Source organism: Streptococcus sp. DD12 (assembly GCF_001578885.1).
GTDB lineage: Bacteria > Bacillota > Bacilli > Lactobacillales > Streptococcaceae > Streptococcus.
Genome location: NZ_KQ969495.1, coordinates 1097522 through 1109871, shown reverse-complemented (window position 1 = coordinate 1109871; position 12350 = coordinate 1097522). Strand labels below are relative to the sequence as shown.

The window sequence follows — 12350 nt, the reverse complement described above, 5'->3', positions numbered from 1 at the left end:
GTAGGCATGTCAGAAACACAAGAACAGTTCAAGCGCGTTCAAGCTGTGAAACGCTCCATCAACACAGCGAGCGAAGAAGAGAAAAACCAAGCCCTGCTAGCCATAGCCGATGCGCTAGAAGCTCAAGTAGAGGACATCTTAGTAGCGAATGCTCAGGACATGGCTCTGGCCCGTGGGCATATTTCAGAAGTCATGCTAGACCGTTTGTACCTAGATCACGAGCGTGTGATCAGTATGGCGGCAGGTATTCGACAAGTAGCTCAACTGCCGGATCCCGTTGGAGAAATCTTAGATGAAACGACGCTAGACAATGGCTTGGTTCTGACAAAATGCCGAGTAGCAATGGGGGTTGTCGGGATCATTTACGAGAGCCGTCCCAATGTGACCTCTGATGCGGCGGCTTTGGCCCTCAAGAGCGGGAATGCGGTGGTTTTGCGCACGGGTAAAGATGCCTATCAATCGGCTTTTGCCATTGTACGGGCTATTCAATCTGCTCTAGCTCAGACGGCTATCTCGCCTGAGGTCGTTCAGCTCTTGTCAGATACCAGCCGTGAGAGCAGTTATGCGATGATGCGAGCCAAAGGCTATCTGGATGTGCTGATTCCACGAGGTGGTGCAGGACTTATTCAAGCCGTTGTGGAAAATGCTCTGGTTCCGGTCATCGAGACAGGGACAGGTATCGTCCATGTTTATATTGATGAGCAAGCTGATTTGGATAAGGCTCTAGCGATTGTGGCCAATGCTAAAACGAGTCGGCCCTCCGTCTGCAATGCCATGGAGGTCCTCTTGGTTCATGAAGCAGTGGCAGAAGCGTTTCTGCCAGCCATCTACCAGCGTTTGGTAAGCCAACGCCAAGCTCAAGGTTTAGAGCCGGTAAGGTTAAAATGTGATGCCAAGGCCCAAGCAATTATTCCAGGGCAGCTGGCCGGTCCAGACGACTTTGATACCGAATTTTTGGATTATGTCCTAGCTGTCAAAGTGGTTTCAAGTCTTCAAGAAGCGATTGACCACATTGAGCAACACAGCACTCACCATTCAGACGCTATTGTGACAGAGGATAAGGCACATGCGGCAATATTTACCCGTCAGGTTGATAGTGCTGCAGTTTATGTCAATGCTTCAACGCGGTTTACCGATGGTGGGCAGTTTGGCTTGGGTTGTGAAATGGGCATTTCCACCCAAAAACTGCATGCGCGTGGTCCAATGGGGCTAAAAGAGATGACGACTTACAAGTACATCATTCAAGGGAATGGACAAATAAGGGAGTAGGTATGGCAATTGGATTTATTGGTTTGGGGAATATGGGAGCAAGTCTGGCGCGTGCTGTTCGTCGGTCGCTTCCCGATGAGCGCTTGCTTTTAGCCAATCGTAGCCCAGAAAAAGTGACCCATTTCGTGGAGCAATATGGGGGAGAAGCTGCCAGTGTGGCCACTGTCTTTGAGGAGGCAGACTTGGTTGTGATTGGGGTGAAACCTCATCAATTTGAGGCCCTTTTGGCGCAAGCCAAAGACCTATTAAGTCATCGCCCGTCACTTGTGTTAGTCTCAATGGCGGCAGGCTTGGATTTAGAAACCTTGCGGTCTTACACAACGGATGCGACCCGCTGGATTCGCATGATGCCGAATACCCCCGTAGCAGTAGGGGCTGGTGTCGTAAGCTATACGGTAGGGCCAGGTGTGTCTTTTGACGAACAGATGTACTTTGAGCGTGTGTTTGCACAAGCAGGGGACTTGGTGCCCTTGGCTGAAAATCTGATAGATGCGGCTACTGCTCTGGCGGGTTGTGGACCGGCTTTTGTTTTTCGCTTTGCTGAGGCCTTGGCGGATGCGGGTGTCTTAGCAGGCCTGCCACGACAATTGGCCCAAGATATGGCCACTCAGACGCTTTTAGGTTCGGCGGAACTCTTGCGTCAGACCAAGGCGCATCCTGCTGTTTTAAAAGACCAAGTCACCAGCCCAGGTGGGTCGACTATCCTAGGGACTGCTACTTTGGACCAGGCAGGATTTTCAGGCATAGTCATCTCAGCAGTTCAAGCAGCCTTTGAGAAAACGCAGTCTCTTCGTCCTTAACGAGTGAGCGATTTTCCCAAGATTTGAAAATACTTGTGGAGCCTTTGGCCCGTTTTAACGGCTTGCTGAGGGCTTTTTACTTGCGTGAATTTGGGATGATGCGCGATGCAGGCGCTGTAGTATCTATACAAACAAAAGAACCTATCAGTCTTTCCTCAGATTAGGAAAGCTGATAGGTTCTTTGTGATGCCTTGTCAGCGGGATGTCCTAATGGACCTCTCACTGTTGCTTTTGTTTGCCAGCATTACGGCCTTGCTTGTTTTGCCCACTGGCTTTAGGCGTTGGCGCTAGATTCTTTTGCCCCTCATTGGTTTGTGGGGTCACATCTTTACGGGCACCTTGTGTGAAATCAGGGATTTTAGGCGGGTTTTCTTCGAATTCCTTGTCAATCCGTTCTTTCATGATTGGACGAATCCAGTACATGGTGATGACTTGTTGGATAATTCCCATAGCCCCACTGACCAGCCAGTAAATGGCCCCTCCGGCCGGTGCTGACCAGGTGAAGAAGACCATCATGATTGGCATGAGGAACATCATCTGGCGCATTTGCTTTTGCTGTTCCTCAGGAACCGTCAGCGTTGATAGCCAACCTTGGAAGAGGTAGAGTAACCCTGTCAAGGCCACTAAAACCAGGCTTGTTTCCCCGAGGTTCATCCCGAGGAAGCTATGTCCAGCAATCCCCTTGGTGTAACGGGTGGCGTAAAAAAGAGCAGAGAAGAATGGCCACTGGATGATGATGGGTAGGCAACCGATTCCACCGAGGAGACTGACCCCATTATCACGCTGAATTTGCATGATTTGCTGTTGGATAGCCAGTTTCTCTTCTTGAGCCTCGGCATTGCGCATCTTTTCGTTGAGCGGTTCGAGATGGGGTTGCAAGTAGTTGCGTTTTTCAGCTTGGTAAGTTGATTTCCAAGACTGAGACAAGCCCAAAGGCAAGATAATAACCACGCGCACCAAGAGGGTCACCAAGATGATGGCCCAACCATAGCCCAAGTGCCAGTCAAGGGCTAGGAATTGGATAACGTTCCCCATCGGACGAACCAAGAGGTTGTAAACCCAGCCGTCACCGGTAGGAACGCCATTTTTCGTCTGGACACAACCTGATAAGACGAAAAGAGATAAGGCTGTCACCAAGGACAGCAGGAGGTATTTGCTTTGTTTTCTCACAAGATTCTTCCTTTGTTAATTTTTTGAAAATACCAGTTTACTCTATCATTTTTGAGGCAATTACACAATAGATAACCCTAATTTGCCATCTTAAAATCATGATAGTCTTTGAAATTTCCAATATGGGCATCGACATAGGTCACCTTGGCAAAAGGTGTAGGCCCTTTTCGAATTTCTTGAACGAATTGGGCTAATTTGAGGCTGTCGGAAGATTGGGCGTAAATTTCAACCGTGCCATCATCATTGTTCCAGACACGGCCATAAATCTCTCCGATGTCCTGGGCGACCTGCATAGTTCCATAGCGAAAACCGACTCCCTGAACGCGTCCTGAAACGATTAAGTGAAGCTTTTTCATCCGAAGTCCTCCTCTTTTTGATATAATATTACCATGACCATTATAACCTCAAAAGACAATAATCGGATAAAAAAAGCCAGAAAATTACTGAAAAAAAAGTATCGGACAAATAGTTATTTGGTCGAGGGCTGGCATCTTTTAGATGAGGCGCTCGCACAAGGGGTAGAGGTCCGTCAGATTTTTGTAGAGGAGGCCTACCAGGAAAGGGTGGCCCATCTTCCTCATGTTTTAGTGGTCACACGTGAGGTCTTGGCTAGCTTGTCAGAAGTTCCAAGTCCGCAAGGTGTCATTGCAGAGCTGGCTTTTTCGCCTGTCGAAACCTGTGATTTATCCAAAGGGCGGTGGTTGCTTTTAGAAGAGGTCCAAGACCCGGGAAATGTTGGGACCATGATTCGTACGGGGGATGCTGCGGGCATCACGGGGGTTCTCTTGACCTCGGGTTGTGCGGATATTTACAACCAAAAGACCTTACGGGCCATGCAGGGCAGTCATTTTCATTTGCCTATTTATCGCATGCCACTTTCGGATATTTTAGATGGTTTGGCCCTGCCCCTTTTAGCGAGTACCTTGAGCCAAACATCGGTGGACTACCGTAACGTGTCACCTGGGACGGATTTTATCCTAGCCATGGGAAATGAAGGACAAGGGATTTCAACGAGTTTGGCAAAAGCCAGTAGCCAGCTGGTCCATATCCCTATGCCAGGTCAAGCGGAAAGTCTCAATGTGGCTATCGCCTGTGGTATTTTGCTTTTTAGCTATCTTTAAACTGCTTGTGAGATAATGGGGTGTTAAAAGTAGGAGAAGACTTATGACATACCGTAACGATAAAGAATATATGGCTATTGTTGGGCATTTGATTCGTCATCCACGCTTTCAAAAGCTAGAAGGCATTGTCCAGCATCACAACTCGACCCGCTTAGAACACTCGATTCATGTGAGCTATACCAGTTATCGTCTGGCCAAAAAATTAGGTTGGGATGCGAAAAGCACAGCACGTGGCGCCCTCCTGCATGATTTCTTTTATTACGACTGGCGAGAAACTAAGTTTAATAAGAGCCACGCTTGGGTGCATCCACGCATTGCTGTCAAAAATGCGCGAAAGCTCACGGCGCTTAACCGTCGTGAAGAAGACATCATCCTTAAACATATGTGGGGGGCTACCATTGCACCCCCACGCTTTAAGGAAGGCTATATTGTGACCTTGGTGGATAAATATTGGGCTGTCAAAGAGGCCAGTCTTCCGCTACGGTCTAAGTGGCAACGCACCCGACGTAAGTTTTTAGGAAGCCACAATCACTAAGTTATTTTTAAATAAAGGAGTTTTTATGTCATATCAAACGATTGAAAGTCGCACAGATGCGGGATTAAACCGCTTTTATGCCAAAATTTATAGCCTGGTAGGGATGGGAATCGGCTTGTCAGCCTTGATTTCTTTCTTGATGCTGACGGTATTTGTGCAAAATACCATAGCTCTTTTGCAGGCACCCATGATGATTTACATTGCTCTATTTGCAGAAATTGCCATTGTTTTTATGGCAGGACCAGCAGCAGCCAAAAATAGTCCGGCAGCCTTACCTCTCTTTCTGGTCTATTCGGCCTTGAATGGCTTCACCTTAACCTTTGTGATTTTAGGCTATACTGCACAAACCGTTCTATCAGCCTTTATCTCATCAGCGGTTCTCTTTTTCGTCATGTCAGCAGTCGGCATCATGGTTAAACGGGATTTATCTGGTATGGCCAAGGCCTTGATTGCTGGCGTAATTGGTATCTTGATTGCATCAGTGATTAACCTCTTTATGGGGTCATCAGCCTTGTCTTACTTGATTTCTATCGTAACTGTTCTTATCTTTTCAGGACTTATCGCTTATGACAATCAAGTCATTAAAAAAGTCTACTACCAATCGGGTGGTGTGACCACTGATGGTTGGGCAATCTCTATGGCCTTGAATCTTTATATTGACTTTATCAATATTTTCTTGAGCCTTTTGCGTATCTTTGGAAGTCGCGATTAAAACGGCAGTGCCCAGGGCACTGTTTTTTTATGACTAAAAGTGTCTGGTCTATCGGTGCTTTTGGAGAATCTCTCTGGGGCCTCTTGCCTAAATGACGCTTTTAGGTTAGTATGAAAGATAGAAAATCTAAAGGAGAACTTATGTCTTTACCAAATTGCCCAAAATGTCAATCAGAATACGTCTATGAGGACGGCATCCTCTTAGTTTGTCCAGAATGTGCCTATGAGTGGGACCCAAATGCTGCTGTTGAAGAAGAAGGACCGGTAGCTCTTGATGCGAACAGTACCCGTCTGGCAGACGGAGATAGCGTGACCTTGATTAAAAACCTAAAGGTAAAAGGTGCGCCAAAAGACCTTAAGCAAGGGACACGTGTCAAGAATATCCGCATCGTTGAAGGTGACCATAACATCGATTGTAAAATTGATGGTTTTGGGGCTATGAAACTGAAATCTGAATTTGTAAAGAAAAACTAGATGGCAGGTTGATGTCCGGTATCTTTCTGGCAAGCGAGTCCGTCGTCACAGAAAGGCATACAAAAAACAGAAGAAGTCTTCTTCTGTTTTTTTGTATGCTCTCAGTTAGTCGTGTTAATTGCTGACATTTAGGCTGATGGTTGCGGGTTCTTGAGACAAGTCAACCAAAGGAACAATCTGTAAGCTCAAACTACCAGAACTTGTCACGTTAAAATATTGGACAGCGCCTTGGTAGCTAGCTCCAGCATCTAGGGTGTCGATGGTACTATCGCTACCGTAATAACTCATCTTGGTACCACCAGCATAGAGGTCCATATCTGTTCCGATTGGGATTTCTTGACCAGAGAGGTTGGTCACGTTGTAGGTGACTTGAAGCACCCGGTTACCATCACCGGTATCGATAAATTGTGCGCCTGTAATGGTATAGGTTGCCGCACCTCCAAAGGTTGCAGTCTGTGTGCCATCGCTGTTGTCTGTGGTCGCTGTCGTCCCTGCAGGTACAGAAGCAGGGTCTGAGCTACTTGTGCTTGCATCGGTACTAGTCGCTGTATTTGTTGCATCAGAGCTAGCGTCTGTTGAGCCTGCCTGGGCTTGTGAGCTACTGCCAGAGACTTGACTGGAGCTGCTAGAAGACGCTGTACGTTTGCCTCCTGTCTCAGGGTCATAGTTGTTGATGCTGGTAGCAATCCAAACGATAACAGCTAAAACGATGGCAAGGCTACCAAAGACCATCAAGCGATTTTTGTGTTTTGCGTGTTTCATGTAAACTCCTTTTGATGACAAAACGTTTCAATTTCATGTGTAGGTCAAATTATACAGAGCCAAAGACCACTTGTCAATGTGAAAGCGTTCTGCAAAAAAAGAATTTATCCACCTTTGCGCCTTTGCCTAGTGGGTGTTGAGTTCGGGAAATAGTTTGTCCAAAATGCGTGGGGTAATGGCCTGTCCGGGACCCTTGGCACAATAGGTGTGCATGTACATCATAGGGTTAAAATTCAATTCGAGACAAACGGCATTTTGCCCATCATAGGCCTGACTGGCCTCTGGGATAATCAAATCAACACCGCAGACCCAAGCATCAATACTTTGCGCCATTTGTGCTGCTAATTGTTTGTAGGAAGGATGCATCTGGTCGGTCACATCGATGGAGTCGCCACCGGTAGAAACATTAGAATTTTCCCGCAGGTAAACGATTGCCCCTGGTTCTGGGACGCTGTCGGGGTTTAAGCCTGCCTGAGACAGGGTCAAGCGCTCAATGTCGCCTAGCTGGATGGTCTCTAGTGGTGAGCGGTGACCGCTGCTCCGTAGTGGGTTAGCATTTTTTTGGGCAACCAATTGGGCGATGGTCTGTTTGCCGTCCCCCACAACATTGGCTGGAACCCGTAGAAGGACAGCAATGGTCTCGCCGTCTAAGACAAAGAAACGGTATTCGGTGCCGGGATGATAGGTCTCGACTAGGATGCTAGTGTCTTCAGCAAAGGCGATATCGCAAGCTTTACGGTAGTCTTCCGGCTTGCTGCCATCCTTAAAAATGCTGATACCGAGTCCATAATTTGTGGATTTTGGCTTGATGACGATGCCTTTTTGCGCGACTTGTTGATGGTATGCATAGGCCTCATCTGGGGAGTTGAATTCTCGCCCTGCAGGCACAGGAAAACCTTGGGCGGTCAGGAGTTTTTTAGTGACGACCTTGTTTTCCATGGCAAGAGGGGTGACGTAATTGTCTTTGCTGGTCATGTTGCCATTTTTGACTAGCTCTGTGTGTTTGCCATAGCTGAGTTGGACAAATTGGTCCGTTTCGTCTAGTAGCGTCACTGTCAGCCCTTTTTGGATGGCGTCAAAGAGAAGCATCTGCGTGGAGAGTTCCATGCCCTCAAAGCCTTTGAGGCCATATGGGCGTGCTTGGTTTGCTTCATAGTTTTCATTGGCCAACTGCAGGGCTAAGCTTTCTTGACTGTCGGCGTCTTGCAGTTTTTGGAAATAACGGCCACCGATCGTTCGTTTGGGATCAGCGAGACTGGCTTTGATTCGGTCAAGGGCCGTGCTAAAGGCTTGGGGCAGACTCATTTTTTGAGCCAAGCTGTCGAGACTTGCTAGGAGCTTGTGGCTTTCCAGTTGAAGCCTATCAGGCAGTTCAGCCAAGGGATGGCTAAGGGCTACGCCTTCATTCCACTCTGCCCAAGTCTGGGTATCTGTCGGACTTTCTTCTAAAAAGAGAAGGCCTAGTAAGAGCGCATGAACGCTATCGAGCGTGTCTTGGTCAATGCCCAGTGGGTTTAGCGGGTCAATGTCAAAGGTGCGAAATTCCAGGTAGGCTACGCCTTTGGCGAGGTAATCCCGGTTTTTAGGACAACCACGAAAACGAACAGGCGCATAACATTCCTTTTCAGCGATAAGCTGTCCTTGGGCGATGGCTTCCTCAACAGAAGTAACAAAAGCTTCTAAACTGTCATAAGAAAAATGGACGTCGTCTTTATTGACATAACCGTAGGAACTGGACCGCAAACTACGGACAGGATGGTCTAGCGGAGAAGCATAGAGGCCGTCCTCAGCGAGAGGTGTTGCCCCAAAAAGGTAGGTGAACAGGTAGCGATAACGAAGAAATTGCCGAGCCAACTTAAAGTAGAAAGCGTTGCGCAAAGTCCTTGGGTCTGAAGTACTGTCTTGGGCCAGGAGATGGTTAATCAGATGGTCAAAACCGATGTTGACATGGATGCCTGACAAAGATTGGATACGCTTGCCGTAGACGGTTGCAAGGTGTTCCCTATAATGGCGCTCAAAGTCGCTGGCGAGTTTGGCGACATGGATATCTGCGTCGGTCAGTTTTGGTGGCATGGACAAGGGCCAAAGCCGTTCGTTTTCAGCTAGGGAACGCAGGGTCACATCAGTCAGGGCACGCAAATAACGGATGGTTTCTGCACTGCTCTGGCAGACAGGCGTAATGAGCTCCAGCTGAGCCTCGCTAAAGTCTGTTTGGATGTAGGGGTGAAAACTTCGATTTCCCAAACTGGCAGGGTGGTCGGTTTGAGCGATACGCGCCTGGTCGTCTTGGATACGGAGCGCTTCACGCTCAACTCCGAAAGAAGCCTCCCAGAGAGGCAGAGAGTCTATCGTTTGTTGCAAGATGTTGGTGAGATTCATGGCCAACTCCAATCTATCTAAAGGCAGGGAAAGTCTCTTTTGAGAAATTGTCGAAATATTTGTACTATTGTATCATGAAAGCAGTCGCTCGTCTGTTTTTTGAAATGGTTTGGGAGGACTTTTCTGTAAAAGGTTTGAAATTAAAGGGCATTTCTCCTATAATAGTAAGGTAAGATACACTAGCAGGTGAAACTCCTGCCTTGTTTGTAAGAAAGGATGCGAAGCGTCTGCTTCCAAGTTCGATATGACATCAGTAGTAGTTGTAGGAACCCAGTGGGGAGATGAGGGAAAAGGGAAAATCACCGATTTCCTCTCTCAAGATGCCGAAGTTATTGCACGTTACCAAGGGGGTGACAATGCGGGTCACACCATCGTTATCGACGGAAAAAAATTCAAGTTGCACTTGATTCCATCAGGGATTTTCTTTCCTGAAAAAATTTCTGTCATCGGTAACGGGATGGTCGTTAACCCCAAGTCTCTGGTAGAAGAACTAGACTATCTGCATGGAGAAGGGGTGTCAACGGATAACCTCCGCATCTCAGACCGTGCCCATGTCATCCTGCCTTACCACATCAAGTTGGACCAACTGCAGGAAGCTTCCAAGGGAGCGAACAAGATTGGAACCACCAATAAAGGGATTGGTCCTGCCTATATGGACAAGGCTGCCCGTGTCGGTATCCGGATTGCGGACCTCTTAGATAAGGAAATCTTTGCAGAACGCCTTAAAACCAACCTTGCCGAGAAAAACCGCCTCTTTAGCAAGATGTACGAGTGTGATGAGCTAGCTTTTGATGATATTTTTGAAGCTTACTATGCCTATGGGCAACGCATCAAGGATTATGTAACTGACACATCAGTCATCCTCAACGATGCCCTCGACCAAGGCAAACGTGTCCTCTTTGAAGGAGCCCAAGGGGTGATGTTAGATATTGACCAAGGGACCTATCCTTTCGTGACTTCTTCAAACCCTGTAGCTGGTGGGGTGACCATCGGTTCAGGTGTTGGGCCAAGCAAGATTAACAAAGTCGTCGGTGTCTGCAAGGCCTATACGAGCCGTGTTGGAGACGGGCCTTTCCCGACAGAATTGTTTGATGCTGTCGGCGACCGTATCCGTGAAATCGGGCATGAATATGGGACCACGACAGGACGTCCGCGTCGTGTCGGTTGGTTTGACTCTGTGGTCATGCGTCACAGCCGTCGGGTATCAGGGATTACCAACCTGTCGCTCAACTGTGTCGATGTTCTGAGTGGTTTAGAAACTGTCAAAATCTGTGTCGCCTATGATTTGGATGGTCAACGTATTGACCATTACCCAGCTAGTCTGGAACAACTCAAACGTTGCAAACCGATCTATGAAGAGTTACCAGGTTGGTCTGAAGATATTACGGCTTGTCGTTCCTTGGATGAATTGCCAGAAAATGCACGCAATTATGTTCGCCGTGTGGGCGAATTGGTTGGTGTTCGCATTTCAACCTTTTCTGTCGGACCAGACCGTGACCAAACCAATATCTTGGATAGCGTCTGGGGAGTTTAATAGCACAACACAAGAGGCCTTGGTGCCTCTTTTTTAGAAGGAGAGCTTGTGTTTTATCAATCAATATCAGGTGTTTTGGTGATTTTGGGGCTCATTGCTGTGGGCTATGTCTTGGCTTTGCGAGGCTGGTTCAGTGCGGAGACGAGTCAATTTCTCTCGCGTCTGGTGACGCAGCTGGCCTTACCCTGCTACATGGTCGTGACCATTGTCGAACGCTTTTCGGCTCGGGACTTGCTTGACATGTTGCCTAATCTGCGCTTTCCTGTCTTATCGATGGTTATTCTCTTGGCATTAGCCATGGCGCTGGCTCAAGTCTTTGCGGTTGACCCTTCCCATCGGGGGCTTTTTGTCTCCATGTTTTTTAATTCCAATACGGTTTTTGTTGGACTGCCCGTCAACCAAGCCTTGTTTGGCGACCAGAGCATTCCCTATGTCTTGGTCTATTACATGTGTAATACAACCTTCTTTTGGACCTTAGGGATTTACCTGATTCAGCGAGATGGGCAGGGGCAGGCTGGGCTAAAATTATCCGACAGCCTAAAAAAGATCTTCTCGCCACCCCTCCTGGGCTTTTTGCTTGGTTTGCTCCTGGTCCTTCTGGGCCTTGAGCTTCCCAAAGTCTTGCTGACGGATTTGACCTATTTGGGCAATTTGACCATTCCGCTATCCATGCTTTTTATTGGTATTGCCATCGCGCGTGCGGGAATGCGCAACCTTCGTCTGGGTAAGGACCATATCCTCATTCTTTTGGGCCGCTTTGTCATGGCTCCGCTAGTTATGGCAGCTATTTTAGCCCTAGTGGATGCACCAGCCCTCATGAAGCAAGTCTTCATCGTTCAGTCGGCCATGCCCGTCATGACCAATGCCCCAGTCGTAGCCAAGCTTTATGGCGCCGACAGCCAGTACGCCGCCATCATGGTAGCCGAAACCACCCTAGGCATGCTTGTCGTGGTGCCCCTGCTCATGGGGCTCATCGGGTGATTGTTTATCTTTACAACCTAGATGAAAAGCGTTGAGCAGGAAAAGTAAAGCATTATGGAAGGGTCATGACAATCGGCCGGGTTTTACGCGTATGTGAGTGTGTGGTTCGTCTCGTTTTGACTGACTTCAGGTGCTACAGTTGGCTCAAAATTCTATTTGCTGGTGCCTCCAGTGACGCCTTGGATGGTTTTCTGGGATGGCAGGACATAAATAAGAATGGCCTTGTAGCTAAGCGGGAACCCTACTCGCTCTTACGGGTGGGGAACTAGTGATTGCAGGGACTTACTTGATTTGATGGCATTTTGTGGGGAAGATTTGATGGTAAAGATGGTGGCTTAGTCCCTTCTATCTAGGAACTTTGAAAAAATGTCGTCAAGCAAACGGATGGAAAGGGAAGTTTTAGGACTTCCTTTTTGTCGTCCTAGCGTCGATAAGGGAAACCCATTTTGTCATTTAAATGGGATTTTGTGATGGCGAGTCTTGAAATCTTATTAAAGCGTATTGACAGCCTTGCTGTCATTTGATAGGGTAAAGGCATAACCTTCTTGAAGACTACTTTAAGCTTTCGCTTGGCTAAAGCTAGGGAACTTCTGGAGGGTTAATCGGTAACTAAA

The 12350-nt window shown here is 47.7% G+C and carries 12 protein-coding genes; 8 read left to right on the top strand and 4 right to left on the bottom strand.

The features are described from left to right. The first annotated feature begins 6 nt into the window (after nt 1–6). Together STRDD12_RS05135 and proC are read left to right on the top strand one after the other, a co-directional pair. Nucleotides 7–1269 carry a glutamate-5-semialdehyde dehydrogenase gene (locus tag STRDD12_RS05135; protein WP_066915786.1) on the top strand — a complete coding sequence of 421 codons (1263 nt, stop codon included), beginning with the start codon at nt 7–9 and terminating at the stop codon, nt 1267–1269. Between the two features lie 2 nt (nt 1270–1271). Further along, nucleotides 1272–2069, top strand: coding sequence for a pyrroline-5-carboxylate reductase (gene proC, locus STRDD12_RS05130; RefSeq protein WP_066915784.1), 798 nt, complete (start codon nt 1272–1274; stop codon nt 2067–2069). Nucleotides 2070–2288: 219 nt separating this feature from the next. Here proC and yidC read toward each other — a convergent pair whose 3' ends face one another. Together yidC and STRDD12_RS05120 are read right to left on the bottom strand one after the other, a co-directional pair. Next, complete coding sequence (gene yidC, locus STRDD12_RS05125; RefSeq protein ID WP_066915782.1) at nt 2289–3239, bottom strand: membrane protein insertase YidC; 951 nt, start codon at nt 3237–3239, stop codon at nt 2289–2291. A gap of 77 nt (nt 3240–3316) precedes the next feature. Next, nucleotides 3317–3595 (bottom strand): acylphosphatase, encoded by a 279-nt coding sequence (locus tag STRDD12_RS05120; RefSeq protein WP_066915780.1) that lies wholly within the window; start codon nt 3593–3595, stop codon nt 3317–3319. A gap of 33 nt (nt 3596–3628) precedes the next feature. Between STRDD12_RS05120 and STRDD12_RS05115 the strand changes: the two genes are divergently transcribed. The 4 genes from STRDD12_RS05115 to STRDD12_RS05100 all read left to right on the top strand — a co-directional run bounded on the left by STRDD12_RS05115 (nt 3629) and on the right by STRDD12_RS05100 (nt 6080). Then, nucleotides 3629–4360: a TrmH family RNA methyltransferase gene (locus STRDD12_RS05115; RefSeq protein WP_066915778.1), complete on the top strand. Its 732-nt coding sequence runs from the start codon at nt 3629–3631 to the stop codon at nt 4358–4360. Between the two features lie 43 nt (nt 4361–4403). Continuing rightward, nucleotides 4404–4895 carry an HDIG domain-containing metalloprotein gene (locus tag STRDD12_RS05110; RefSeq protein ID WP_066915776.1) on the top strand — a complete coding sequence of 164 codons (492 nt, stop codon included), beginning with the start codon at nt 4404–4406 and terminating at the stop codon, nt 4893–4895. A gap of 25 nt (nt 4896–4920) precedes the next feature. Then, complete coding sequence (locus STRDD12_RS05105; protein WP_066915774.1) at nt 4921–5607, top strand: Bax inhibitor-1/YccA family protein; 687 nt, start codon at nt 4921–4923, stop codon at nt 5605–5607. A 140-nt stretch (nt 5608–5747) separates the two neighbouring features. Further along, entirely contained in the window at nt 5748–6080 is a 333-nt protein-coding gene (locus STRDD12_RS05100; protein WP_066915772.1) for a zinc ribbon domain-containing protein YjdM, read from the top strand. Between the two features lie 114 nt (nt 6081–6194). Here the strand turns inward: STRDD12_RS05100 and STRDD12_RS05095 are convergent, their stop codons facing one another. Both STRDD12_RS05095 and gshAB read right to left on the bottom strand, forming a co-directional pair. Continuing rightward, entirely contained in the window at nt 6195–6842 is a 648-nt protein-coding gene (locus STRDD12_RS05095) for a DUF4352 domain-containing protein (protein ID WP_066915770.1), read from the bottom strand. A 126-nt stretch (nt 6843–6968) separates the two neighbouring features. Next, a complete protein-coding gene (gene gshAB / locus STRDD12_RS05090) occupies nt 6969–9221 on the bottom strand; it encodes a bifunctional glutamate--cysteine ligase GshA/glutathione synthetase GshB (RefSeq protein WP_066915768.1) in 2253 nt (750 codons plus the stop codon). 244 nt (nt 9222–9465) lie between these two features. Here gshAB and STRDD12_RS05085 point away from each other — a divergent pair, with 244 nt between their 5' ends. Together STRDD12_RS05085 and STRDD12_RS05080 are read left to right on the top strand one after the other, a co-directional pair. Beyond that, nucleotides 9466–10755, top strand: a complete 1290-nt coding sequence (locus tag STRDD12_RS05085) for an adenylosuccinate synthase (protein ID WP_066915766.1) — start codon at nt 9466–9468, stop codon at nt 10753–10755. 48 nt (nt 10756–10803) lie between these two features. Then, nucleotides 10804–11736 (top strand): AEC family transporter, encoded by a 933-nt coding sequence (locus STRDD12_RS05080; RefSeq protein WP_066915764.1) that lies wholly within the window; start codon nt 10804–10806, stop codon nt 11734–11736. The last annotated feature ends 614 nt before the right edge of the window (nt 11737–12350 follow it).

Excerpts from the sequence above, each read along its gene's own strand:
- STRDD12_RS05135 (WP_066915786.1), top strand. The coding sequence starts at position 7 with ATGTCAGAAACACAAGAACAGTTCAAGCGCGTTCAAGCTGTGAAACGC.
- proC (WP_066915784.1), top strand. The coding sequence starts at position 1,272 with ATGGCAATTGGATTTATTGGTTTGGGGAATATGGGAGCAAGTCTGGCG.
- STRDD12_RS05120 (WP_066915780.1), bottom strand. The coding sequence starts at position 3,595 with ATGAAAAAGCTTCACTTAATCGTTTCAGGACGCGTTCAGGGAGTCGGT.
- STRDD12_RS05115 (WP_066915778.1), top strand. The coding sequence starts at position 3,629 with ATGACCATTATAACCTCAAAAGACAATAATCGGATAAAAAAAGCCAGA.
- STRDD12_RS05110 (WP_066915776.1), top strand. The coding sequence starts at position 4,404 with ATGACATACCGTAACGATAAAGAATATATGGCTATTGTTGGGCATTTG.
- STRDD12_RS05105 (WP_066915774.1), top strand. The coding sequence starts at position 4,921 with ATGTCATATCAAACGATTGAAAGTCGCACAGATGCGGGATTAAACCGC.
- STRDD12_RS05100 (WP_066915772.1), top strand. The coding sequence starts at position 5,748 with ATGTCTTTACCAAATTGCCCAAAATGTCAATCAGAATACGTCTATGAG.
- STRDD12_RS05095 (WP_066915770.1), bottom strand. The coding sequence starts at position 6,842 with ATGAAACACGCAAAACACAAAAATCGCTTGATGGTCTTTGGTAGCCTT.
- gshAB (WP_066915768.1), bottom strand. The coding sequence starts at position 9,221 with ATGAATCTCACCAACATCTTGCAACAAACGATAGACTCTCTGCCTCTC.
- STRDD12_RS05085 (WP_066915766.1), top strand. The coding sequence starts at position 9,466 with ATGACATCAGTAGTAGTTGTAGGAACCCAGTGGGGAGATGAGGGAAAA.